General features: G+C 49.8%; 24 protein-coding genes. 12 read left to right on the top strand and 12 right to left on the bottom strand.

Going from position 1 to position 25395, the window contains the following annotated elements:
- Positions 1-203: 203 nt before the first annotated feature.
- The 8 genes from sigJ to WFJ73_RS02515 all read right to left on the bottom strand — a co-directional run bounded on the left by sigJ (position 204) and on the right by WFJ73_RS02515 (position 8814).
- Complete coding sequence (gene sigJ / locus WFJ73_RS02550; RefSeq protein WP_336771564.1) at positions 204-1067, bottom strand: RNA polymerase sigma factor SigJ; 864 nt, start codon at positions 1065-1067, stop codon at positions 204-206.
- A complete protein-coding gene (locus WFJ73_RS02545) occupies positions 1045-2349 on the bottom strand; it encodes a phytoene desaturase family protein (protein ID WP_336771563.1) in 1305 nt (434 codons plus the stop codon). Before WFJ73_RS02545 ends, sigJ begins: the two co-directional genes overlap by 23 nt.
- A 102-nt stretch (positions 2350-2451) precedes the next feature.
- Positions 2452-3108 carry an HAD family hydrolase gene (locus WFJ73_RS02540; RefSeq protein ID WP_336771562.1) on the bottom strand — a complete coding sequence of 219 codons (657 nt, stop codon included), beginning with the start codon at positions 3106-3108 and terminating at the stop codon, positions 2452-2454.
- Between the two features lie 18 nt (positions 3109-3126).
- Positions 3127-3603, bottom strand: coding sequence for a GNAT family N-acetyltransferase (locus tag WFJ73_RS02535; RefSeq protein ID WP_336771561.1), 477 nt, complete (start codon positions 3601-3603; stop codon positions 3127-3129).
- A 45-nt stretch (positions 3604-3648) separates the two neighbouring features.
- Positions 3649-4386 carry a DUF3221 domain-containing protein gene (locus WFJ73_RS02530; RefSeq protein ID WP_336771560.1) on the bottom strand — a complete coding sequence of 246 codons (738 nt, stop codon included), beginning with the start codon at positions 4384-4386 and terminating at the stop codon, positions 3649-3651.
- A gap of 347 nt (positions 4387-4733) precedes the next feature.
- Positions 4734-6608, bottom strand: a complete 1875-nt coding sequence (locus WFJ73_RS02525) for an ABC transporter ATP-binding protein (RefSeq protein WP_336771559.1) — start codon at positions 6606-6608, stop codon at positions 4734-4736.
- The gene (locus WFJ73_RS02520) at positions 6605-8332 is read right to left on the bottom strand and encodes an ABC transporter ATP-binding protein (protein WP_336771558.1); all 1728 of its coding nucleotides are present in this window, start codon (positions 8330-8332) and stop codon (positions 6605-6607) included. The genes WFJ73_RS02525 and WFJ73_RS02520 overlap by 4 nt, the downstream gene beginning before the upstream one ends.
- Positions 8326-8814 (bottom strand): MarR family winged helix-turn-helix transcriptional regulator, encoded by a 489-nt coding sequence (locus tag WFJ73_RS02515; protein WP_336771557.1) that lies wholly within the window; start codon positions 8812-8814, stop codon positions 8326-8328. Before WFJ73_RS02515 ends, WFJ73_RS02520 begins: the two co-directional genes overlap by 7 nt.
- Positions 8815-9120: 306 nt before the next feature.
- On the opposite strand from WFJ73_RS02515, the gene WFJ73_RS02510 reads away from it, so the two are divergent.
- Together WFJ73_RS02510 and WFJ73_RS02505 are read left to right on the top strand one after the other, a co-directional pair.
- On the top strand, positions 9121-9609 hold the full coding sequence (locus tag WFJ73_RS02510) for a C40 family peptidase (protein ID WP_244935721.1): 489 nt from the start codon (positions 9121-9123) through the stop codon (positions 9607-9609).
- 110 nt (positions 9610-9719) lie between these two features.
- Positions 9720-10229, top strand: a complete 510-nt coding sequence (locus WFJ73_RS02505) for a GNAT family N-acetyltransferase (RefSeq protein ID WP_336771556.1) — start codon at positions 9720-9722, stop codon at positions 10227-10229.
- Positions 10230-10383: 154 nt separating this feature from the next.
- Here the strand turns inward: WFJ73_RS02505 and WFJ73_RS02500 are convergent, their stop codons facing one another.
- Positions 10384-11313, bottom strand: a complete 930-nt coding sequence (locus WFJ73_RS02500) for a manganese-dependent inorganic pyrophosphatase (protein ID WP_336771555.1) — start codon at positions 11311-11313, stop codon at positions 10384-10386.
- A gap of 214 nt (positions 11314-11527) precedes the next feature.
- Here WFJ73_RS02500 and WFJ73_RS02495 point away from each other — a divergent pair, with 214 nt between their 5' ends.
- The 8 genes from WFJ73_RS02495 to WFJ73_RS02460 all read left to right on the top strand — a co-directional run bounded on the left by WFJ73_RS02495 (position 11528) and on the right by WFJ73_RS02460 (position 19957).
- Positions 11528-12304 carry a Cof-type HAD-IIB family hydrolase gene (locus WFJ73_RS02495; RefSeq protein WP_336771554.1) on the top strand — a complete coding sequence of 259 codons (777 nt, stop codon included), beginning with the start codon at positions 11528-11530 and terminating at the stop codon, positions 12302-12304.
- 329 nt (positions 12305-12633) lie between these two features.
- Positions 12634-13521, top strand: a complete 888-nt coding sequence (locus WFJ73_RS02490; RefSeq protein ID WP_336771553.1) for a VOC family protein — start codon at positions 12634-12636, stop codon at positions 13519-13521.
- A 12-nt stretch (positions 13522-13533) separates the two neighbouring features.
- Complete coding sequence (locus WFJ73_RS02485) at positions 13534-14226, top strand: metal-dependent hydrolase (protein ID WP_336771552.1); 693 nt, start codon at positions 13534-13536, stop codon at positions 14224-14226.
- Between the two features lie 125 nt (positions 14227-14351).
- On the top strand, positions 14352-15029 hold the full coding sequence (locus WFJ73_RS02480; protein ID WP_336771551.1) for a response regulator transcription factor: 678 nt from the start codon (positions 14352-14354) through the stop codon (positions 15027-15029).
- Positions 15026-16498 carry a sensor histidine kinase gene (locus WFJ73_RS02475; RefSeq protein ID WP_336771550.1) on the top strand — a complete coding sequence of 491 codons (1473 nt, stop codon included), beginning with the start codon at positions 15026-15028 and terminating at the stop codon, positions 16496-16498. Before WFJ73_RS02480 ends, WFJ73_RS02475 begins: the two co-directional genes overlap by 4 nt.
- 174 nt (positions 16499-16672) lie before the next feature.
- Entirely contained in the window at positions 16673-17383 is a 711-nt protein-coding gene (locus tag WFJ73_RS02470) for a polyphosphate polymerase domain-containing protein (RefSeq protein WP_442955916.1), read from the top strand.
- 4 nt (positions 17384-17387) lie between these two features.
- Positions 17388-18095 (top strand): DUF4956 domain-containing protein, encoded by a 708-nt coding sequence (locus tag WFJ73_RS02465; RefSeq protein ID WP_336771549.1) that lies wholly within the window; start codon positions 17388-17390, stop codon positions 18093-18095.
- Positions 18096-18115: 20 nt separating this feature from the next.
- Positions 18116-19957: a CotH kinase family protein gene (locus WFJ73_RS02460; RefSeq protein ID WP_336771548.1), complete on the top strand. Its 1842-nt coding sequence runs from the start codon at positions 18116-18118 to the stop codon at positions 19955-19957.
- 206 nt (positions 19958-20163) lie between these two features.
- Here the strand turns inward: WFJ73_RS02460 and WFJ73_RS02455 are convergent, their stop codons facing one another.
- Together WFJ73_RS02455 and WFJ73_RS02450 are read right to left on the bottom strand one after the other, a co-directional pair.
- Complete coding sequence (locus WFJ73_RS02455) at positions 20164-21831, bottom strand: ABC1 kinase family protein (protein ID WP_336771547.1); 1668 nt, start codon at positions 21829-21831, stop codon at positions 20164-20166.
- Positions 21832-21845: 14 nt separating this feature from the next.
- Positions 21846-22145: a phasin family protein gene (locus tag WFJ73_RS02450; RefSeq protein WP_127496966.1), complete on the bottom strand. Its 300-nt coding sequence runs from the start codon at positions 22143-22145 to the stop codon at positions 21846-21848.
- A 193-nt stretch (positions 22146-22338) separates the two neighbouring features.
- Between WFJ73_RS02450 and WFJ73_RS02445 the strand changes: the two genes are divergently transcribed.
- Positions 22339-22545 (top strand): alpha/beta-type small acid-soluble spore protein, encoded by a 207-nt coding sequence (locus WFJ73_RS02445; protein ID WP_336771544.1) that lies wholly within the window; start codon positions 22339-22341, stop codon positions 22543-22545.
- 194 nt (positions 22546-22739) lie between these two features.
- Entirely contained in the window at positions 22740-23930 is a 1191-nt protein-coding gene (gene fabV, locus WFJ73_RS02440) for an enoyl-ACP reductase FabV (RefSeq protein ID WP_336771542.1), read from the top strand.
- Between the two features lie 241 nt (positions 23931-24171).
- Here fabV and WFJ73_RS02435 read toward each other — a convergent pair whose 3' ends face one another.
- The gene (locus WFJ73_RS02435) at positions 24172-25191 is read right to left on the bottom strand and encodes an LLM class flavin-dependent oxidoreductase (protein WP_336771540.1); all 1020 of its coding nucleotides are present in this window, start codon (positions 25189-25191) and stop codon (positions 24172-24174) included.
- Between the last annotated feature and the right edge of the window lie 204 nt (positions 25192-25395).

Below are 25395 nucleotides of genomic sequence, written 5' to 3'. Positions count from 1 at the left end.
AAAAATGTAAGTGCTTTCTTTAATCCTTACTTTATCGTGTTTGCTTCTCCAGCCAAACCGATAAAACGCTCTATTTAGGGATACAAAAATAAGGTCTGCTAGGAGAGGCAGGTAGACGATCTTACGATTGGTGTCAAAATGAAAGAAAAAAAGACCCTATCCCCCAAAAAATCTGAGATAAGGGTCAACGCAACAAAAATTCACTATATATGCCATAACTTTTCCGGATTGGCGACAGCATAAATCGCTTCGATCTTATCATTCCGATAAGCAAAAGAATAAACATATTGAATCCCTTCATCCGTACGAAGCCGGATTCCGGGAAGCCCATTCACCAGGAGGAACGAATACGTCATCTTACCCTTATGCAGGTTGATCGAATATTGATGCAGCTTCAGCACTTGCTCAAAGCCAACAACAGGCACTTGCGCCGCTCTTACTTTGCCTCCGCCGTCCGAGTAGAACACCACATTTTCGCTAACCAATTCAAGAAGCTTCGTCGTATTTCCTTGCAAGAGTGAATTCACAAACTCTTTAATCTTCTCCTCCGCAACGGAAACCGACGGTTGTTGATCCGGATCGAAATGAATGCTTTTTTTAGCTCGGTGAAAAATTTGCCTGCAATTCGTACTGCTTTTCCCGACAATATCGGCAATCTCTTCAAACGAATAATGAAAAATCTCCCGAAGTAGAAAAACCGCCCTTTCCGTTGCGCTCAGTTGCTGCAGAAGCAGAAGATAAGCCGTGGAAATCGACTCGGACCGCAAATACTTATTAGATGGGTCGTTGTCCGAAGCCCCTTTATCAATTAGGGGCTCCGGAAGCCATGGACCAACGTACATTTCCCGTTTTTTCGCCGACGAGCGCAAAAGATCAAGACAACGATTCGTGACGATTTTGTATAGGAATGCCCTTTCGTTCCGGATGGTCCCTGCATCAGACAGCCCGTTATAACTCAAAAAAGCATCTTGTACGATATCTTCCGCATCCATAACGCTGCCGAGCATCCGATAGGCTAACGAAAACAGCTCCGTTTTATAACGTTTATATAACTCCCCTATGCTCATAAAAGGCATTCCTCTCCTTACCCTCAAGGAAGAGCATGTGTTGTATGGCTCTTTTGGCGCTTGCCGTCGCAGCATCGGCCAATACTTCACCGTGCGAGGCCCATTCTCCCGCTACATATAATCCTTGTATTTCCGGGACAGCGGGTCCGGGATTCTCAAGACGTTTCATATGCAAAAAGTCGTGACAAACCGTCATTTTTGGAAGGTATTGCTTCACAACCAATTGCTCCCGCCATCCCGGCTGCATCAAATCCAGCACGCCTTCCAGCTCTTGCAAATCTTTATCCGGATCCGGTTCTTTCCCTTGGTACTTAATGAGGGATATGACCTGCGCTCCATCGTCGCTAAGATAAGCCGCACGCGAATAATTGCTAAGAAGCACCGTCTGATCAATCCCGTAAGCAAATTGTTGTTTAGGCTCGGGAAGCCGCTTCAAGGCCACATCCAGGCAAGCCGCGGTGACCTCAATCGCTTGTTCTTTCCAGGTGTGAAGGGCTGTTTCTTCCGCACAGGGTACCAACTCATTGGCTATGGAAGGCGCTGTGGCAAGAATAACATGCTGCGTATCGATTTTCGTTCCGTCTGCGCAGAGAACCTGCCGCACGATCCCGCCATGGGTATCGATGGCCGAGACTTTGGTATTGGTTAAAAACCGTACTCCCAGGTCGGATGCCTTTGTCCGCAATTCCTCGATCAATTCGCCCCAGCCGCGATCCAGGTACAATGCGCCTTTAAGGGCATTCTGCAGCTGCTTCAATACAGGACCGGCAGCTGGCAAATCCGGCCCGACGACATAACTGGCGGCACGAAAGAGCGAATAAAAGATATTGCGCACCATAGGATCTCGCATATTCCCTTCTACCCATTCGCGGATACTGATTCGGTCAAATTGACGAGTATCCGCTTTTTTAACTTTCATAAGACAGGAAGCAAACTCCATCTTTCCTTTCCAAGACAATAGCGGGGTCGTAAACAAGGATTTCATATCCGAAGGCAAGGTGCTCAATTTCCCTTTCCAAACGCCATAAGCGAACGATGAAGGCCGCTTTCCTTGCAAGGTCAATCCCAGTTCCCTGAGAGTCGCATACGCATCCCCCTGATATAAGGAATGCGCGCCCAGATTAAAGTAAGCACCCTTTTTCTTGTTGGAAACGGCTCGGCCGCCTAAGCGGCTCTGTTTTTCAATGACTACCGTTTGTTTCCCGGCTTTGGCTGCGTAAATAGCAGCGGTTAAACCCGCAATTCCTCCACCAACCACAACAACGTCAACCTTTTGCATCATTCATCATCCCTTCGCAAATTTTACCTGTATGACGGGCAAGGGATGTGATATGTGACAGATACGCAAAAGAATTTAAAGCTAATTTGTTCGCTTTAACCTGCATTAAAATATAAATTTGAGTAGTTCATCCAATTCATGAACAATACCATCCGCCTCTACATCGGGAGAAAAATTAGAATTAAACTTCCAGACGGCTTTCATTCCAACCGCGCGGCTTCCTCTTATATCGCTGTCCGGGTGGTCGCCAACAAAAAGAGCGTCCTCCGCCTTCACGCCCAGTTTGTAGAGCGCCCGTTGAAAAATAGCCGGATCCGGCTTTCGAAGCCCTTCCCATTCCGATATAAGAACCTCGTCGAAAAAAGGAGCGATATTTAATGCTTTGAAATTATCGAATTGAAACTGGCCGTAGCCGTTTGAAATTAGAGCGATTTTGGTTCCGCAGCTTTTTAAAGAGGACAGCATCTGATTGAGATGAGGGAACCCGACACAATGTTTTTGAAACGATATCAAATAATCCTCCAGCAGCTCTTCCCAGCGTAAACCGTCAATTTCAAATTCAGCCAACAGCTGCTCATATACCTTATCCTTCCATACATAGCCGTGCTGATCAAGCTCGATGAACCGTCTTGTAAAAACATCATTCGGCACCTTCTGAAACGCCGGATAACGTTCATATTGATCATCGATAAATAAAGCCAACGAGGCATCGCGGTCGAGCAACGTTCCGTCCAGATCAAAGAGTACGGCTTTAAACCGCATGTTATCCCTCCCAATTGTTTAGTTCATAATCAGCCTGAACAGCTGCCTGCTGCCGCCTTCCGGTCCATTCGGAACAGGCTCCTCTTGAGGCATAAACCCAAACTTTTCGTACAGCCTTCTTGCCGGAAGTCCGCCCTCCACATCTACGCCAAACGTAACCACCGACACCTCCGCCGGGGATTGAAGAAGTTCAAGGACATGCTTCATAAGCGCGGAGGCCGCCCCTTTTTTTCTTGCTTGTTCAGATACCGCCAGCCAGCCGATCTTATAGGAAGGAGCATTTTTCGTGGAGATGAGAACTCCTCCAAGCAGCTGCTCCCCGGGCAGACCGTCATTCTCCCGTATGCAAAAAGCCCTGCCCTCGCGGATATTCCGTTCTAGCGTCTGAACAAACAAGGGATCATCAATCATAGGTCCAAACAGCTCTTCCACCTCAGCAGCTAATGCTAACCACTGCTTTATGTCTTCTTTCGTTGCGTTTACGACTTTCATCATCCATGCTCCTATTCCTTATTTCCGAATTTATAGTTCTAGACATGCCTACGCTCCTTCTTTCCATCTAATTATCTCTTCGGCCACCGCTTGTGGCGGCTGCGACTGCATGATATAACCCGATGTTTTTACTATTACCCTCTCACCAATTGCAAGGTCATTATAAAGCTGAATATCTTTTACATGGTAGATCATCACATCATCCTTATCCTCATTCGCCAAAAAGTCGGAAAGCGACTTTGTCCTAGCTTCTTTCCCCGAAATATGATGCACGACATAAATTTCAGCTATGTTGCTGTCGATTGTTTTTCCAACCAGGTAGTCGCCTTTTTCCGCTTGTAGTTCCTCCATCCCGACTTGATTTCTTTCCGATTCTGCAGTCTTTTGAAGCTCACGAATGGAAGGTAGCGTTCCATTTGGTGCGATTGTTATTTTTAATAAAGTCCATTTAGGAAAAAGTTTATGGTATATAGAGTTGGTAGCTACTGTCATATATACATGAAGCGGCTTGGCCCCCACCCTGCTAACCAAATAACCCACTTGTTTTGAACCTCCTTGAAAATCCGTTGCAGATTCAACTACTGTGTCAGTCGGCAACTCAAGTAAATATTCCATTGTTGGTTTGTCTAATGAGAGAGCTTGAATAGACACTTGATCATGTTCTTGAATAATGTGTTCCAATTGTTTTTTCAATGCATGCTGTGGCGACAATGGTCCAATACGAAGATACAGATACGTGCCTCCCATTAAAAAAACAACAACAATAAAAATAAAGATTTTTCTCACATGATGTACCCCCGCATTTCATTTTCCTATCTTTGGAATTAACTATTAAGACGTCATGCGATAACATTTGTTGCGCATCACTACCTTTATGACAAACAAAAAGAGAAAGCGCAGCTAACGCGCTTTCTCTTTCGCCCTCCCCCACAAATAGCCATTCAGGGAGGCTAATTCGAGGTTTGTGTGTTTTAAAGTCGGAGGGGGATGGAGGGTTTGTATCTCTGGAGGAGTGAAACGTTCGCCTTTGCCAATCGTGAAATCTCGTTGAAAACGAGTTTATTCGGAATTTTACGATGGCAACAGCGGCCGGAAGAGATACAAACCCGTAATCCCTTGCCTTGCCTTTAAAACTAAACAGCCTCAATCGCCTTCCCCGTAAACTGGCTATTATACAAATCCGCATAGAAGCCACCTTGCTCCAGAAGCTCCTCATGCGTTCCCTGCTCGATAATCGAGCCTTGATTCATGACGAGAATCAGGTCCGCGTCGCGGATCGTCGACAGACGGTGCGCGATAACGAAACTTGTGCGGCCTTCCATCAGATGGCCCATCGCCTTCTGGATGAAGACCTCCGTACGGGTATCGACGCTGGAAGTTGCTTCATCAAGTATCAGAATGGACGGATCAGCCAGAATTGCCCGGGCAATAGTGAGCAGCTGCTTTTGCCCTTGCGAGATATTGGACGCTTCTTCGTTCAGAATCGTGTCGTAACCGTCCGGCAGCGTCCGGATAAAGTGATCGGCATGCGCCGCTCTAGCTGCGTTGACGACATCCTCCTCCGTCGCTCCTTCCCGTCCATACGCGATATTATCGCGAATTGTTCCGTTAAAGAGCCAGGTATCCTGAAGCACCATTCCGAACATGCCGCGCAAATTGCTGCGTTGTAGATCCGTAATGCTGACGCCGTCAATCGTAATTTTCCCGTCATTCAGCTCGTAGAACCGCATAAGCAAGTTTACGAGAGTGGTTTTACCGGCACCTGTTGGACCTACGATCGCTACGGTTTGACCCGGCAGCACATTGATGTTCATGTTATCGATCAACGTTTTATCCGCTGTATAACCAAATTTCACATGATCAAAATGCACGGAACCGCTTGGACGGGTGATCGTTTTCCCCGGATTTGCTTCCGGCACTTCTTCTTCCTCGTCCAGAAGCTCGAATACGCGTTCAGCTGAAGCGATTGTCGATTGAATAACGTTCGAGATATTCGCCAGCTGCGTGATTGGCCAAGTGAACTGTCTAGTGTACTGGATGAAAGCCAGGATATCTCCGACTTCAATCGCACGTCTCGTAACAAGGATACCGCCAACGATGCTGACGAATACGTAACCGATATTTCCGATAAAGCTCATGATCGGCATAATAATGCCGGAGATGAATTGGGCGCGCCAGCCGGCATCGTACAATTGCTCATTCATCTTCTCGAACTTTTCCATGGATTCGCGTTCGCGGCCAAAAGCTTTAACGATCTTGTGCCCGGTATACATCTCTTCCACGTGTCCGTTTAATTTGCCAAGCTCCGATTGCTGCTTCACGAAATATTTCTGCGAACGCTTAGCGATAACGGCAGTCGCCGCCAAGCTGAGCGGGATTGTCAGAAAGACAATCAAGGTCATCAACGGGCTGATGGTGAGCATCATAATGATAATACCAACCAGCGTAATTACGGATGTAATCAGCTGAGTTAAGCTTTGCTGCAACGTATTGGCGATATTGTCCACGTCGTTAACGACCCGGCTCAATATTTCGCCATTGGATTTGGAGTCGAAATACTTGAGCGGCAGCCGGTTGAACTTCGCGTTCACCTGCTTACGTAGATCGTATACGGTATTCTGGGCTACGCCCGCCATCAAATATTGCTGAATATAGCTGAACACCGAGCTGATGATATAGAGAACGACGAGAATAAGCAGAATCTGATTAATCGCGTCAAAATCGATTCCCGTCCCGCCATTTTGTTTCCCAAAAAAGCCTTCGGCCAGCTTGGTCATCGCGTGACCCATAATTTTCGGGCTTACGATACTGAATACCGTACTCAGAATTGCGGTAAGCAGCACCAGCAGAAGCTTGGTTTGATGCGGCTTCAGATAAGCCATTAACCGAAACAGCGTTCCTTTAAAGTTTTTCGCCTTTTGCACCGGCATCCCGAATCCGCCGGGACCACCCATGCCCGGGCCTCTGCCAGGTCCGCCCGGGCGGCCGTTACCTTTTTGCTGGCTCATGCAATCTCCTCCTCTGACAGCTGCGAAGATACAATTTCCTTGTAAACTTCGCAAGTTTGCATAAGCTCCTTATGATTGCCGATCCCAGCAATACGTCCTTCATCAAGAACGATAATCCGGTCCGCATCCATAACCGTGCTTACACGCTGCGCGACAAGCATAACCGTCGAGTTGCCTACCTCAGACTTCAGTGCCGCGCGAAGCTTGGCATCCGTCTTGAAGTCCAGCGCCGAGAAGCTGTCGTCGAACACGTAAATTTCCGGCCTTCTCACCAATGCCCTAGCGATAGACAAGCGCTGCTTCTGACCCCCGGATACGTTATTGCCGCCTTGCGCAATCATAGAGTCGTAGCCCTGCTCCATCCGGCCGATAAACTCGGAAGCTTGCGCTATTGCCGCTGCATGAGCAACTTCTTCATCCGATGCATCCTCCTGGCCGTAACGGATATTTTCCGCCACCGTTCCGGTAAAGAGAACCGCCTTTTGCGGAACAAAGCCGATCTTATGACGGAGATCTTCCTGGGACATATCTCTGACGTCCATGCCGTCAATCATAATCTGACCCGCATCCACATCATAGAAACGCGGAATCAAGCTGACCAGCGTGGATTTACCCGCACCGGTACCGCCAATAATGGCGGTAATTTCGCCAGGGCCTGCCTGGAACGAAATATCCGACAAAGCAGGCTGTTCCGCGCCAGGATAGCTGAATGTCACTCCGCGGAATTCCAAATAGCCTTCCTTGCCGCTGTTTTTCTTCGTTACTTCTTTGTCGGACAGCGTTGGCACCATTTCGAGCACTTCATTAATACGGACAGACGATGCTTGCGCGCGAGGAATCATGATCAGCATCATCGACATCATCAGAAGCGAGAACATAATTTGCATGCCGTATTGAATAAAAGCCATCAGGGAACCGATTTGCATATTTCCATGATCAATGCGGATACCGCCAATCGCAATAATGACGATCGTCGAAATGTTCATGATCAGCATCATCAGCGGCATAAGTACCGCCATAATTTTGTTTACGCGCACCGCCGTATCGGTCAGGTCGGCATTGGCCGCATCGAATTTCTTACTCTCGTGGCTGATCCGGTCAAACGAACGAATGACACGGATACCCGTAAGGCCTTCGCGCAGTACAAGGTTCAATTTATCAATCTTCACTTGCATCGCTTTGAACAGCGGAATCCCTTTACGCACCACCAGGAAGATAGCGCCTGCCAGTACCGGAATAACGACTACAAATACAAGCGACAGCTTGGCATCCTTCGAGATAGCCATAATAATACCGCCGATACACATCATTGGCGCGGTAATCATCATCCGCAAAATCATAATGAGCACTTGCTGTACCTGCGTAATATCGTTTGTTGTCCGGGTAATCAGCGAAGCTGTACCAATCTTATCGAACTCCTGCAGCGAGAAGTTCTCGACATGCTTGAATACTTTGCTGCGGACATCCCGTCCAAATCCCATTGCGGATTTCGAGGAGAAATAGCTGGCCAATACGGAGCAAATCCCGCCGGCTGCCGCAACAAGCAGCATGAAGCCGCCGATTTTCCAAATATAAGACTTGTCGCCTACAGATACGCCTTTATCTACGATATCCGCCATCAAGGTTGGCAGATACAGGTCCGATAACGTCTGCAAAAAGACAAAGACCAAGACACCAATGACAAAAAGCCGAAACGGCTTTAAATAGCGGAATAATTTCAACATTTATTAACATCATCTCCATTTGAATCGTTCAGATTCATTTGTTCGAAATAAGTCGTTGTCTTCCTGAGCAGACGAATTAAATGCTCCGTATCGTCGTCCCCCAAAAAATCAACAAGACCGTTCATCCGCTGCATAAAACCATGCAGCGCCTTCTTGGCGGTCAGTTCACCTTCTTCGGTCAGGGATACGAGGACCGCTCTTCTATCTCTCGGATCCTCTTTGCGGACAATAAGCCCCATCTCTTCAAGCCGGTTAAGCAGCTGCGTAACCGTAGGTGAAGTCACTTTCAGAAACTTACTTAAATCGGATACTTTGACCCCTTCATCTTCCCCGTTGCCCATTCGCTTGATTACAACTAGCAGCCGCAGCTCGCTATGCTTCTGCTTCAGATCCATCGGCTGATGGTTCCAGTTCATCTTGTTGAACAGCATAAATACTTCAATTAGTCTTCGTGCTGCGGCCTCTTCTCCACCGCCGGCCATTTGATCACCTCATTCTTTAAATATGTAAGCCGCTAATTATTTTAGTACTATTAATAATAGGCTACCTAATTATATTTCACCGTGCTTCAAGCGTCAATAACATGAGACTTTTTTGATGAGACTTTTATGAGAGCGTTTCTAAAGAGATTCTCATTTAATTCTCATAAAGGTGTCTTTCTTTACAATTCATTGATCTTTCGCTCTAATTGTAAAATTTTGTGTTGTTTCGGATATGTTATAGTAATTTCAGCGAAAGATGGAATCTATATTCGAATGAACTTCCAAACGAAAGGAAACCATACTACCATGAAAAACACATTTAAATCCCTTAAAAAAATAATGACATTTAGCCTGGTCGCAACGATTGCCGCATCAGCCTTCACTCTTGCTACTACAACAAATCACGCAAATGCCGCAACGGAAAAAACGCTGGCCTTGATCAGCGAAGGAAAAAATTACTTAGGCGTACCTTACAAATACGGTGCCCCAGTTGGAATTACATATGCTTTTGACTGCTCGTCCTTTACGAAGTTCATGTTTGCAGGCCTGGATGTTAACCTACCGCGCACGGCAGCAGAGCAAGCTACGGTCGGCAAGAAAGTTCCAAAGACGGAGCTGAGCACGGGTGATCTTGTGTTCTTCCGCACGAACGGCATCAGCATCAGCCACGTGGCGATATATGCCGGTTCGAAAAAAATCCTTCACAGCTCCACAAGCCAAGGCGTTACCGTATCCGACATGTCCAGCTCTTACTGGTCCGGCAAATACGTAACTGCGCGCCGTGTCGTTAACTAGATCTAGAATACACAATGGTTGAGCCATCTGGCTCAGCCATTTTTTTATTTACAGGGTGAAGGAAAGCCACCCTCCCTTATGGAATTTCAATCCGTAATGGAGGTGACACTGTGGAAATCAGAATTTTGACCGAAGCCGACGTTGAAGCTTACCATGAGCTTCGTCTGCAATCCCTGCTTGAAAGTCCCGAAGCATTCCTTACCACTTACGAGATCCAGGTCGTAAGATCGCTTGCCGAGATCGCAAGTGGGCTTAGGCCGGATGAAGGACGTTTCACTTTAGGTGCCTTTCTTGCAGGCAAGCTGGTTGGCATGGTTACATTCGTGAGAGAAAGTAAACCGAAAATTATTCATAAAGGGAATATCTACGCAATGTATGTCGCTCCGGAGGCCCGCGGTCAAGGAGCTGGCAAGCGGCTGGTTTCGGAGCTGATAAATAAAGCCTCGAAACTTGATGGTCTCGAGCAGATTAATCTAACCGTCATATCGGAGAATGCGGCGGCCAAAGCGCTTTATGCCAGCTGCGGTTTTGAGGTATTTGGCATTGAGCGGAATGCCATGAAATCGCAGGATCAATATTGGGATGAAGAAGATATGGTGCTGAGGCTGAAGCAGCGCTAGCGGCAGCAAAAAGAAAGAGGATGTCCACCTGGGACATCCTCTTTCTTCTATTATATAGCGTATTATTTGCTCAAAGTTTCGGTTAGAACCAGAAACTTCGATCTGATATTACTTGCTCAAAGTTTCGGTTAGAACCAGAAACTTCGATCTGATATTACTTGCTCAAAGTTTCGGTTAGAATAGGGACGATCTGCGATTTACGCGACACAACGCCTTTCAGAAGCGCCTTATTGCCTTCCAGAGTAACGTTGTAAGCTTGCTCAACAGCGTTAGCTTTCGCACCCAGAGTAAGAGCGATGGAATCGCTGTTCAGAATGTCGGTAACCACGAATACGAACAGATCCAAACCTTTTTTCGCGATGGTTTCGTTGATTGCCGCTTCCAGATCCGCTTGGCGAACCAGGACGTCGTTTGTGTCAACCGCGTTAACTTGCGCGATTTCTACTTTTGCGCTGCCCATCGAGAATTCTTTCGCGTCAAGCGACAGAAGCTGCTCGATTGTTTTGTCGCGGAGATCCGCGCCGGCTTTCAGCATTTCCAGACCGTAAACTTCAGCGTCAACGCCAGCGATTTCAGCCAGCTCGCGAGCTGCCGCTACGTCTTGCTCCGTGCATGTAGGCGATTTGAACAGAAGGGAGTCAGAGATAATAGCGGACAGCATCAGGCCAGCGGCTTCTTTGCCGATTGCAACGCCGTTTTCTTTGTACAGCTTGTTCAGAATTGTAGCTGTGCAGCCTACTGGCTCGGCACGGAAGTACAGAGGAGCCGCAGTTTCGAAGTTAGCGATACGGTGGTGGTCGATAACTTCAACGACGCGAACTTGATCAATATCGGAAACGCTTTGCTGGCGCTCGTTATGGTCAACCAGAATAACGTTGTTTACTTCACCTGCTACGGTTTCAACAAAACGCGGAGCTTCTGTCTTGAAGTAGTCCAGAGCATATTGCGTTTCGCCGTTAACGTCGCCAAGGCGTACGGCTTCAACGTTAAAACCAAGTTTCGATTTCAGCTTGGCATAGGCAATCGCGGAGCAGATTGTGTCTGTATCCGGATTTTTGTGCCCGAAGATCAATGTTTTTTCCATTGCGTGCATTCTCCTTATTTCCCAATTATAGATACCCATCTGATTATATCGCATAATGCGTCTAACTCCTACTTCTTTACACCGATTCAATCAAAATGTTCGCATTGTTTTGCGTCGTCTTCCAGCCTTTAAAGCTTGCCTAATCCCGGAAATCGGTGTTATAGTACGTCAATAAATAGATGAATCCGTAAATAGGGATAGGAGAGGTAAGCTTATGCCATACAAAATTGCTTTCTTTGACATCGACGGCACATTATTGGATGAAGAAAAACAAATCCCGCAGGATACGATTGACGCGATTCGCGATCTGCAAGCCAGCGGTGTACCTGCCGTTATCGCAACGGGCAGAGCGCCCTACTTTTTCGCTCCGATTGCCGAGCAGCTTGGTATTGATTCTTATGTCAGCCTGAATGGCGCGTACGTCGTATACAAAGGAGAAGCCATCTACCGGCGCCCTATTCCGCGCGAAGACGTGGAGACCCTGGTCAGCCATGCTTCCGCTTACAATCATACTCTCGTGTTCGAAGGACATGATTCGTTCTACCGCAATACGGAATCTCACCCGCATGTGTTTAATTCCGTAGCATCGCTGCGCGTTGCGCAGCCGGGCTTTGATCCGGACTTCTGGCAGAAGGAAGACGTCTATCAAATCTTCTTGCATTGCACCGCCGACGAAGAGCATCTATACGGAGAGGCTAATCCGGGACTTCGCTTTATCCGCTGGCATGACACCGCGATGGACGTGCTTACCGTTGACGGCTCCAAAGCGCAAGGGATTAAAGCATTGCTCAAGCTGCTCAACATCGCTCCGGAGGAAGCCGTTGCATTCGGCGACGGTCTGAACGATAAAGAAATGCTCGAGGTTGTTGGCCTTGGCATTGCGATGGGCAACTCCCATGAAGAGCTGAAGCCATTCGCGAATTACATTACGACGCATGTAAGCGACAGCGGCATCCGCAACGGTCTCGTGCATGCCGGTCTTATCAAATAAATAATTCAGCAAAGCCCGCCATTGCGCGGGCTTTTATTTTTGGCGCCGCATGTTGGCAGAGCTTCCGATTACACCGCCCTCCCGCTACCTCCAGTACCTCAAATCCGACTGCAGCACGGTTTTTCCTCTTAATTCGTTATCTGCCATCTCCGGGCGAGACCACGTATCGTATTCGCATTTTTATTCCAAACTAACACAGGTACATAAGCGATTTCCGGAACCTTACTCACGCCCCTTCCTCACGTTTTCACAATCCCATAACTTGACAACACTAAATATATTATTTATATTAATTTACAAAAAGTAACTAAGCGAAGGAGGGCTACTTCATGTCCACAAGCATCCATCCAGATACCGTTCTTGGCGCTGTAAAGCTCAAGATCAGCAATCTTGCACAATCTCTCGGCTTCTACAACGAGGTTATCGGCCTCCGAATTCTGGAGCAGACAAGCACGACTGCCGCATTAACCGCTGATGGCAAGACAGCTCTCATTCTGCTTGAGCAAATACCGGATGCTGTCGTAGCGCCTGAGCGCAGAGGAACAACCGGGCTGTACCACTATGCCTTGCTGCTTCCCAGCCGCAAGGAGCTTGGCATCGTTCTGAAACGGCTGATCGCTCACCGCATCCCGCTTGGTCAGGCCGATCACTTGGTCAGCGAAGCGTTATACTTATCCGATCCCGACCATAACGGAATCGAGATTTATGCCGACCGTCCAAGATCCGAATGGAAGCGCGACGTTAATGGCGATTACGTTATGGCAACCGATCCAATCGACTGGGAAGGTCTATTGCACGAAGCCGGCGAAGAAGATATAACGAAAGGTCTGCCGCCTGAAACCATCATGGGCCATGTTCACCTTCATACGGTGGGCATCCCGGAATCGAGAGCGTTCTACAACGGTCTGCTAGGCTTCGATATTGTCGGCGATTATACCCAGATGCGGGCATTATTCGTATCGGCCGGAGGCTACCACCACCATATCGGACTTAATGTATGGGCTGGCATCGGAGCTCCCGCTCCCTCCCCTCGATCAACCGGTCTGGACTATTTTACGATCGTATATCCGGATTCCGGCGAACTGTCGTCGGTCCTTGAACGGCTTCTTGCTGCAGGCGTTTCCGTTGAACAGCAGGACGGAGCCGCCTTTGTCACCGATCCGTCGAGCGTACGCATTAAACTTACCACGAGACTTGTCCAACAAAACAATCGTTAAGGAGCTGCTACAATGACTGATATTATTTTTCACGGGCATTCCTGTGTCCAAATTACTTCCGGCGATAACTCGCTTGTAATCGATCCTTTCCTGAGAGGGAATGAACTGGCTGTAACGAAGCCGGAAGACATCAAAGTCAACTCGGTCCTTCTGACGCATGCCCATATGGATCATATCCTGGATGCGGAGCCTATCGCCCGCGCGAACAATGCTCCGGTTGTTGCGAACGTCGAGCTTGCTACCTACATGTCCTGGAAAGGCCTTGAGACGATTGGCATGAACATCGGCGGGACCGTTGATCTTGGCTTTGCCAAAGCGAAAATGATTCAAGCCTTCCACAGCTCCGGCATTACCATCGCGGAAGAGCAGCGCATTATTTATGGCGGCATGCCGGGCGGCTACATTATTACGGTGGACGGCAAGACGATCCTCCATGCTGGCGATACGGCTCTGTATGGCGATATGAAAATGATCGGTGACCGTCATAACATTGACGTTGCCCTCATCCCGATTGGCGACCATTTCACGATGGGCCCCGAAGATGCCCTTCAAGCGGCCGAATGGTTCGGCGCCAAGGTGACAATCCCGGTTCACTACAATTCCTTCCCGATTATCCGCCAGGATGCGGAAGCCTTCGTTCAGGCTTTGGAAGGAAAAGGCTTAAAAGGCCAGCTCCTCGAGCCCGGCCAGAAGCTGTCCATCTAACACGCAAGCTGCCTTCCCTTATGGGGTCGGCAGCTTTTTTATTTGCGGTTAATGAAATTCATGCTAAAAACGACGATAATAAGTAGACCATGAAGTTATAGATAGGAACGAGGAGCAACGCATTTATGAACGGAATCCGATTATTGCTGGCTGACGATGAGCCGCATATTATACAGTTTCTTGAGCTGGGTCTTCTGAACGAAGGGTTTGACATCCGTACCGCCCAGGACGGAGCAGCGGCCATGCAGCTGGCAAAGGCGTTTCAGCCCCATGTCCTTATTCTCGACGTAATGATGCCGGAGATGAACGGGTTTGAAGTTTGCCAAGCAGTCAAAGACACCGGAGCGAACGTTGCGGTTATTATGCTTACCGCGAAGGATGAGATCGAAGACCGGGTGAAGGGCTTAACGCTTGGCGCGGATGATTATGTCGTGAAGCCCTTCAGCTTCGAAGAGCTGCTCGCCCGGATTAAAGCCCGGCTCCGCAACCAGTTCCCAAGCCTGCTTGGCGAGGCGGCCTACGGTCCGTTCCGCGTTAACGACGTGAAAAAGGAGCTGATCTACCAGGATCAGATCCTGGAGCTCTCTCCCACCGAATATGAGCTGTTGAAATACATCGTGCTGAACAACGGCATTGTGCTCAGCAAAGCGCAAATATTGGACAGCGTATGGGGTTACCGGTTTGGCGGGGAAGAAAATATCGTCGAGGTGTATATCCGCTCCCTGCGGGACAAGCTTGGCGATAAGGAGCACAGGCTTATCCGTACGCTGCGGGGTGTCGGTTACAGGATGGATCTGTCATGAGACGATCGGTCTTATCCCCCCGCTCCCTCCGATTTCAGCTTCTTCAGCGCTCCCTGTTTGTCATGGCGGCTCTGCTGCTTATGATCGGTATTTTGCAATATGTCTTGATGAAGGATTTTCAATATAAAAATAAAGCCGAAGCGCTGGAAGCCCAATTAATCTCGCTTCCTCATGACTGGTTTGGCGGCAAGCCCTTCGGCGGCGGGATCGGCTCCGGCAGTCAACCCGGCAGCTCGCCGCCTTTGCAGCTGCCGATACCGGCACCATTTTATTATCAGCCGGGCTTGTCCCTAGCCTCCATTAATCTTGAAGGCGAATTTACCGATCTGTCGCGGGATGACGAGCTTAACGCGCCTCAATTATCGGCCGGGCAATATAAAGAGCTGCTTAAACAGCCTAATCAGCATGGCTCTTACCGAATCTTGACGGACAAAAAAGGTACGCAGCAGCTGGTCGTCTTTCATGTCACGGGGCCTCCCGGACATCCCGACGGCATCATCCAGGCCGGAACGGATACCGCTTCTCTGAAGCAAATACTGATGACTCAGCTTGCGATCTTTATCGGATTGTCCGTGCTTGCGCTGGCTGCCGGCTTATGGCTCTATATTCCCCTGCTGCGTCGCACGCTTCGGCCGTTGTCGAGCGTCGTGCAAAAGGTCAGCCAGACGGATGCCGCTAATCTGAACGATAGACTGCCCGTGAATCAAGGGCAGCAGGAAATCGACCAGCTTGCCGTAGCCTTTAACGGGATGCTGGAGCGTCTGGACCTTTCCTTTGAAGCCGAAAGGCAGACAACGGAACGAATGAGACGGTTTATCGCCGACGCATCGCATGAATTGCGAACGCCGCTTACGTCTATTCATGGCTTTATCGAAGTCTTGCTGCGCGGGGCCGCTTCCAATCCGGATCAGCTCCGCTCCGCTTTAACCAGCATGCAGCTGGAGTCCAGACGGATCAACAAGCTGGTTGAGGATTTGCTCCTGCTCGCCAAGCTTGATCAGGCTCCTTCGCCCGAACGGATCGAGATCCGGCTGGACAAGCTTCTGCAAGAAATGGAGCCCCAGCTTCGTCTACTAGGCGGCACCCGCAAGGTCAGCCTACAAACCAATCCGGGCATACAGGTGTCCGGGCATCCCGATCAGCTTAAACAAGCGGTGCTGAATCTGTTCCTGAATGCCGTTCAGCATACCGATCCCGATGCCGGCAGCTTGACCCTTAAGCTATACACGGAAGCATCTGAAGCGATAATCACCGTATCCGACAATGGCTCCGGTATAGCGGCAGAGCATCTGCCCCATCTCTTCGAACGATTCTATCGGAGCGAATCCTCGCGAACGCGCAAAAGCGGCGGTACGGGCCTTGGCCTTGCCATTACCCAGTCCCTTGTCGCGAAGCATCACGGCACTATTCACGTAGACAGTATAGTAGGCACAGGCAGCACGTTCCAGATCAGGCTGCCGCTTCATTGATGAGAAAAGGCTATCCGTCATACCAAATGGCGGATAGCCTTTTTGCCATGCGCATGAAGACATTCAGCATTCTTTCAGCCAGCGTTAAGATTAGCATCAGACTCAGCCTATACAATTAGTTTTGTTAAGAGAATGTAAACGAAGGTAAACGTGACAGTGAAATGAGGTGTAATAATGAGCAAGATCAAATTCAGGAATGAGCTGAAATTTTTCATCAACCATCTGCAATATTTCACGATTCGCCAGCGGTTAAGGAATCTGATGCAGCCCGATGAGCATGCTGGTTCAACCGGTGAATACCATATCCGAAGCTTGTATTTCGACGATATTATCAATAATGCCTTAAACGACAAGCTGGGCGGCTTCCGGGACAGGAAGAAATACCGGATTCGCATCTACAACGGCCAAGACAAAGTCATTCATTTCGAGAAAAAGCTTAAACGGATGGACTACATCGCCAAGTTGAAGGAGCCGCTTACCAGAGACATGTACAACCGCATTATGGCTGGCGATTACGAGGTTCTGAACGTACCGGACAAGCCGCTTTTTATGGAGATCTACAATGAAATGCACGACAATCTGCTGCGCCCGAAGGTAATCGTGGATTATGTGCGCGAGCCTTATGTCTGCCACAACGGCAACGTACGGATTACGTTCGACAAGGATCTGCGGACCGGGCTGCATGCGGTGGATATTTTTGATCCCGAGCTGGCGCCCGTCAAAGCGATTGATGAAGATCTCATCATCCTGGAAGTGAAATTCGATGAGTACATTCCGGGCTACATTCAGACTGCGCTGCAGCTTGAAGGCCTGAACCGGCAATCGGCGTCCAAGTACGTGATCTGCCGTAAATTTCTGAAATATAACTCGTGGGAGGATTATTAAACCAATGGATACAACAACAAACGCAACCGATACGACCAATACGTTTTCCGACCTTTTCAAAAGCTCGGTCCTCGACAACTTCAATTCAAGCATCGACATTTCGAAAATGCTGATTACGCTCGCTATCTCTTTCTTAATCGGTCTGTTTATTTACACGCTTTACAAAAGAATTTTCAGCGGGGTGTTATACTCCAAGAGCTTTAACGTCTCCCTGATCGGGATGACTATTATTACTTCCGTCGTTATTCTGGCGGTCAACTCGAACCTCGTCCTGTCACTCGGTATGGTCGGCGCGCTCTCGATCGTTCGTTTCCGTACGCCAATTAAAGACCCGACCGACCTGATCTTCCTGTTCTGGGCAGCAGCTGCGGGTATCGTAACCGGCGCAGGCTTCTTCACTCTTGCCGTTGTTGGCTCTGTTATTATCGGGCTTGTCCTCTTCCTGTTCGTAAAAGGCGGCAAGGTGGAAAATCCGTACCTTCTGGTTGTTCAATGCGCGAATGACGAGAGCGAAAAAGCCGTTCAACAACAAGTCGGCAAGATGGTTAAACGCTATAACGTGAAGCAAAAAAACGTATCCGCAGGCCATATCGAAGTTACGTTGGAAGTCCGTCTGAACGATCAGGAAGGCCGTTTCGTAAACGAGCTGTCGCAGATTGCCGGCGTTCGCAATGCCGTTCTGATCAGCTATAACGGAGATTACGTATCGTAAAAGACAGGATGGTGTTTAAGATGAAAGCGAAGTTTATACTGACGCTCTTCTCCATCATTCTGATCATCGGGTTAACAGGATGCGGCACCAAGCCGGCAGCTACCAATGAGGGAGAAAGTACTGAGAACCAAGCCATCTCCAAGGAGGAGCAGTTTGTAGACGAAACCGTATTTCCGAAGGACAAAGTCGTCGACGTAAACATTACGATCGATGAAGATCAGTTTCAGGACATCATCGATAATGCCAGCGCCGAGGAATATCACGCGGCGTCCGTCGATTATAACGGAGAACATTTCGATAACGTTGGCATCCGCGCCAAGGGTAATCTAAGCCTGCGCAGCGTTGTGCAGATGGACGATTCCGACAGGTACAGCTTCAAGATCTCTTTTGACGAATACGTGAACCAGACGCTTGGCGGCATCAGCAAAATCAACCTGAACAACAATTACAGCGATGTTTCTTATATGCGCGAATTTCTGACCTACGAGCTGGCGGAACAGATGGGCCTGCCGACTCCGAAGTTTTCGTTCGTTAACGTCTATGTCAATAACAAGCTATGGGGCTTCTACCTGGCGGTTGAACAAGTCGGGGACGAATACCTGAACCGCAATTTCGGCAACTCTTACGGCGCTTTGTATAAAGGCATTATGGGTACGGGCAGCGATCTGCTCTGGATTGACGACAAGCTTGATTCTTACCCGGGTCTTGCGCAAAAATCCAAATCATCCAATAACGACATTCTGATCGATATGCTCAAAGAGCTGAACAGCGGCACCGATCTGGAGAAATATATCAATGTCGATGATGCACTTGGCTATATCTCCCTAAACGTAGCTACCAATAATATGGACAGCTACCTGGGCAGCAACAAGCAAAACTATTATCTGTATGAGGATAAAGGCGTCTTCTCGATTTTGCCATGGGATTATAATATGGCCTTTGGCGGCATGGGGATGATGGGCGGCGGCGGAGGTTCAAGCAGTCTTCTAATCGATGAGCCTACGCAAAGCGCGGTGGCTGATCGGCCGCTAATCGCGAAGCTGCTTGCCGTGGATGAATACAAAGAGAAGTACCATGAGATGCTTCAAAAGATCGTTGACGGTTACTTGTCGGATTCGCAATTCCAGGCAAGAGTAAATGAGCTCAACACGATGATTGCATCATATGTAAAAGCGGATCCTTCCTCGTTCTATACGTACGAGCAGTATGAGGCGGGCGTCAAATCGCTGGTCTCTACCAATGCAAGCATGATCAGCAATATTTCGCAGCAGCTTGACGGCACGATCGCCTCTTCCGGCGACGGCTCCGGAAGCGGTGGCGGTTTTGGCGGCGGTGGCGGTGGCATGCGCGGCGGCAACCGTCAGCAAAATGCCGCTGACGCAGGCGGGCAGCAGGGTGCTGCGGGCGGCAATGCGGTTCAGCAAGGTGCCGCGGCTCAGCAGGGCGCCAATGGCGCTGCGGACACCAAGCAAGGCGCGGTTCCGGCTGCCGCGCAAGGCGCGAATGGCGCTGATGCGCAGCAAGGCCAAGGCAACACTGGCAAAGGCAACGGCGGCCAGCAGCAAGGCGCAGCACAAGGCGGCGATATGGCACAGCCTCCGGACGGTTTTCAAGGCGGCGATGGCATGGGATTCCCGGACGGCGGCATGGGCGGGCCGCCGGACGGGTTCCAGGGCGGCGGCATGGGCCAGCCACCGGGTGGATTCCAAGGCGGCGGTATGGGCGGCGGCTTCCCCGGCATGGGCATGGGCAATCAGCCCAAGCAGGATAACTCCCGCGAAGCCATTACAGCCGGCATCGCAATCCTTGTCTTGCTCCTGTCGTGTCTGTTCATCAAATACTTCAACCGCAGAAGATTATAATCTTTTCTCAAAAGAAAAGGAGCAGGAATCCCCCTGCTCCTTTTCCTGTTCCCCTATAAAAATGGAAGAGGAATGAAGGTAATGTATCTCCTGGAGGAGTGAAACGTTCGCCTTTGCCATGTACTTTACCACCTTGAAAAATTGTTAAGGTAAAGTACTGGCAACAGCGGCCGAAAGGAGATACATTTCCGTAATTCCTTTTTCCATTACCGACTCCGTATGATCGCAACAATTAACCACACAAATAGAATCGAAGCAATCCCAAATCCGATCTCAATCGCCGGTATATCCCACAGCAATGTGCTCTGATGCCCCATCGACGAACCTATAATGAGGCCAACCATAATAATGCTGAACGACAGCAGCACAATGCTGAGGCTTAGCCGGTTGCTTATCTGATCCAGCTTTTTAAGCACGGCATTTAATTCGGGAATGGCAAGATCCAGCCCTAACCTTCCCCTTCGCATCATATTAAGCACGCTCCGCAGACTAAGCGGGACATCCGAAAGCAGCTCCAGATAATCCGGGATATCATCCACCCATTTCCGCGCGAGCCGCCGCGGGTCCAGCTTCTCGATCACCAGCTTCCGGCCAAACGGCTCGGCGACGTCAAATACGCTGAAGTTCGGGTCAAGCGCCGTCACTACGCCTTCCAGCGTGAGGAACGTTTTCCCCAGCAAGGTAAGCTCTGACGGAATTCGTATCCCATGGCGGAAAGCAAGCGCGAACAGCTCATTCACCGACTCCCCTATCTTTACTTGGCTTAGGGGAACCTTGTAATATTTGTCCCTCATTTCGTCCACGTCAGCCCGGAGTGCCTTCCTGTCCGTATCGTCGGGGATAAAGCCCATCCCGTTAATCGCCCGGATGATCGTACTTGTGCTTTGATTGCGCAGGCCGATTACAAAGGTGGCAAAATGCTGCTTCATGTCCGGCGTAAGCCTTCCGACCATCCCAAAATCAAGGAAAGCCAGGTTCCCGTCAGGCAAAGCCAGCACATTCCCCGGATGCGGATCCCCATGGAAAAAGCCGTCCACCAGCACCTGGTGGAAGATTGCTTTGGAATACCGTTCCGCAAGCTTTTTATGATCATAGCCTTCCTGCTCAAGACGCTCGCGATCCGACAGCTTAATGCCTTCCACATAATCCATCGTCAGAACAAGCTTGCTTGTATACTCCCAATACACCGCCGGAATGATGATGCCGTCAAACCTGCTGCTCTGGGCGGCGAACCGTTCCGCATTGCGTGCCTCCAGCCCGTAATCAAGCTCGGCTCGAAGCGCTCTGGCAATTTCATCGATCATGTCGCGAAGCCGGTAGTTGCGCGCCCATTCGAGACGATGCTCCGCTACCCGCGCCAGCTCCGACAAAATATCGAGATCCGTCTCGATGACCTTTTGTATAGACGGGCGCTGTACTTTGACTGCTACCACCGTACCGTCAACCAGCTTGGCCCGGTATACCTGCCCGATTGACGCGGAAGCCAGCGGCTCTTCGCTGAACTCGGCAAATAATTGCTCAAGCGGCGAACCCAGTTCATCTTCAATAATATGTACGGCTTCCAAATACGAAAAAGGCTGGACATGATCCTGCAGCTGCTCGAGCTCCGCAATAATCCCGGCAGGAATCAGATCGGGCCGTATACTCGCCATCTGGCCTAGCTTCACGAAGGTTGGTCCAAGCTCCTCCAGAAACATGCGAAGCCGTTCTCCGACCCCGCGCTTGCGAATGCCTTGCCGTTCACCGCCACGCAGCACCAGTCCCGTATCCGGCAGACCCAGATCCTTGGCGATATATCCGAAGCCATTGCGGACAAAAGCGATCGCGATCTCCCGATAACGCTGCAAATGACGGAATTTTGATCTTACGCTCATACATCCGCCTCAGATCAATCCACAGGTGTTTCTTTATGCTCCAGCGCCGCCACCCGCTGCTCCAGCTGCTCGTATTGCTCTCTTGTTACGTATTTTTCGCCTATGATGGATTGGACGCGTTCGCGAATCATTTCTTCAATTTTATTCCGTGTTTCTTCGCCTTTCTTGAGCAGCTCATCGACATACACGGACGATTCGGCTTTGGTGATTTCGCCTTTGCGCACCCATTCCTCCGCCAGCTTCTCTACTTGCTCCTTGCTTGTCACCGCAAATCCAAGTCCAAACGATACGGCTCTTCCGAACAAATCCTTCATCTGTATCACATCTCCTACAGTATGGAATACATCCAGTTTATGCAACTTGGCCGAATTACAGTCATTGCCCCTTTATAAACCGTTTCACAAAGGTAAAAAAAGGAGAGATTTACGTATAATTCTTTTTTCGCATCGCATAATAACGTTAAGAATTAGTCAAATTCCGACCATTTAATTAGGAGGCTGTCAATCAATGCCTAACCGAAATTCATTGTTAGTCCCAAATGCACGCGCAGCGCTTGAACAACTAAAGTTCGAGATCGCGCAAGAGCTTGGCATAGAGCTTCCCGCTGACGGCTACTACGGCAATATGACTACTCGCGATATGGGCTCTATTGGCGGAACGATTACCAAACGCCTGATCCAGATGGCGGAGCAGCAAATCGCCGGCCGCTACTAGAAAAGCCGCATTATACTTCCACGACAAGGGCTAAGCCTGCAGCGTTCGCTGTTTCAACGGGCTTAGCCCTGTTTTTGTGATTTCCTTTGTGCGTGAACTTCCCTTTAGAGCTAAAAATCGGTAAAATGAGAAATGGCTTGTCTTATTGGACTGAACCTATAATTATGATTTTAATGAAGAAAGGAATTTACCATATGATCATTAAACCGAAATCCCGCGGCTTTATCTGCACAACGGCCCATCCGGTTGGATGCGCAGAGCAAGTTAACCGCCAAGTGGAATACGTACAATCCCAACCGAAATTGAAAGGCCCGCGTAATGTGCTTGTTATCGGTGCATCTACGGGTTACGGTCTTGCTTCCCGTATCGTTGCGGCGTTTGGCGCTGGCGCAAATACCGTTGGCGTATTTACGAGCAAAGGCGCGGAAGGCAACCGTACGGCGAAGCCAGGCTGGTACAACTCTGCTGCTTTCGAGAAGGCTGCCGCAGAATCCGGCCTGAAATCATACAGCATCACCGGCGACGCATTCTCCGACGATACCAAAGCAAGAACGATCGATCTGATCCGCACGGAGCTTGGCTCGGTTGATCTGGTCGTCTACAGCGTTGCCGCGCCTCGTCGAGTTCATCCGAAGACAGGCGAAGTGTTCAATTCCGTGATCAAGCCGATTGGTCAATCCTATTCGAACAAAACCGTTAATTTCCATAACGGCGTTGTATCCGAAGCTACGATTGAACCGGCTACGGAAGAAGAAATCAGCCAGACGATTACCGTAATGGGCGGCGAAGACTGGCAAATGTGGATCGACGACCTCCAAGCAGCAGGCGTGCTGGCTGAAGGCGCTACCACGATTGCTTATTCGTACATCGGTCCGGAAATTACGCATGCGGTTTACCGTGACGGCACCATTGGCCGCGCGAAGAACGATCTGGAAGCTACGGCTCACAACCTTACCGAGCAATTGTCCTCCACTGGCGGACGCGCTTATGTAGCGGTTGCCAAAGCACTGGTTACGCAGTCCAGCTCCGCCATTCCGGTCGTGCCTCTATACATCTCGGCGCTCTTCAAAGTAATGAAGGAAAAAGGCATTCACGAGGGCTGCATCGAGCAAATGTACCGCATGTTCGCTACCCGCCTATATGTAGACGGCCCTACGCCGGTTGACGAAAAAGGCCTCATCCGCATGGATGACTGGGAAATGCGCGAAGACGTTCAAGCTGCGGTAGACAAGCTGTGGAGCGAGATTACCACGGAAAATGTTTACGAGCTATCCGATCTTGAAGGCTACCGCCGCGAATTCTTCCAGCTGTTCGGCTTCGAAACCGACGGGATTGACTATGAAGCGGATACAAATCCGGAAGTTGAAATTCCAAACCTCCGTTAAACGATAAGAGAAAAGCCGTAGCAGCTGACCTGCTACGGCTTTTTTTGTTAGGGGATGCTGCAATTTGCTATCCATCGCCACCGCCACATTTCCGCCCCCTTCACACTTTCCGCTCCTTAACGATGTAGCACATCGTCAAGCTCACCATCCCAGCCCTTTTAGCTCGCCTTAACGATACCGCGTATCGTTAAGCAATCTCTTCAAACAAAAAAAAGAGCAGACCCGAAGGCTGCTCCACCGCTTATCCCTTGCTGCCGCTTAATCCAAGCTGAGCGATCAGCTCGTAGGACTTCAGCCGCTCCTGGTGATCGTAAATCGCGCAGTTAATAATTACTTCATCCGCGTCTGTCTGCTCGATAAACGCGTTCAGCTTTGCTTCAACCGTCTGCGGGCTGCCTTTGATCGCCGTGCGAAGCTGATTGCGCACGGCCGTCAGCTCATACGGATTCGCGAAGCCTTCGAGATCGGCCGGCGGCTGAATTTTTCTTGGCACGCCGCCTCGGATCAGATTGAGGAACTGCTGTTCCAGCGTTGTGCCAAGCCATTCCGCGTGCTCGTCCGTATCGGCTGCGATGGCGTTTACGCCAACCATCGCATACGGCTTATCCAGATAAGCCGACGGCTTGAAGCTGCTGCGGTAAATATCAAGCGCCGGCAGCGTAAAGTCCGGCGAGAAATGGCTCGCGAAGCCAAACGGCAAGCCCAGCTCACCTGCCAGCCTCGCGCTGAAATCGCTGGAGCCAAGCAGCCAGATCGGCACATCCAGGCCTTCGCCCGGCACCGCGCGTACCGCTTTCTCCGATTCCGGTCCGCGGAAGAAGCCGCGAAGCTCTTCCAGCATCGCCGGGAAATTCTCTCCGCCGTACAAATCGCGGCGCAGCGCCATCATCGTCTGGCGGTCGCTGCCCGGAGCTCGGCCAAGACCAAGATCAATTCGGCCGGGATACAGCGATTCAAGCGTACCGAATTGCTCCGCGATAACAAGAGGCGCATGGTTCGGCAGCATGATGCCGCCGGAGCCGACGCGAATGGTCGATGTACCGCCAGCAATATGTCCGATTACTAATGAAGTAGCCGAACTCGCGATTCCCGGCATGCTATGATGCTCGGCTACCCAATAGCGGGTATAGCCCCATTTTTCCGCATGCTGGGCCAGGTCGAGACTGTTGCGCAAAGCATCCGAGGCCGTCGAGCCTTCAACAATCGGCGCAAGATCTAATATAGACAGCTTGACGTTGCCAAGCTTTTTCGTTGTTGTCATGACTAAATTCTCCTCTCATGATGACATCATGTCCATTATAACGAAGTTCTATCGCAACTGCTATACAATAGTAAGTGACTACTGGAAAGCAATGATGCATTCTGCCAGCTGCCTGCGTATATAGCCTCGAATTTCCGCCTTTGTCTGTCTGAATCTGCTTTACGAACCTCATAACTCGAGCTATAATAGAGACATAACGATTTT

Source organism: Paenibacillus sp. MMO-58, from assembly GCF_037146255.1.
Lineage (GTDB): Bacteria > Bacillota > Bacilli > Paenibacillales > Paenibacillaceae > Pristimantibacillus.
The sequence above is the reverse complement of the archived record's forward strand: the minus strand, read 5'-3'. Positions and strand labels throughout refer to the sequence as shown.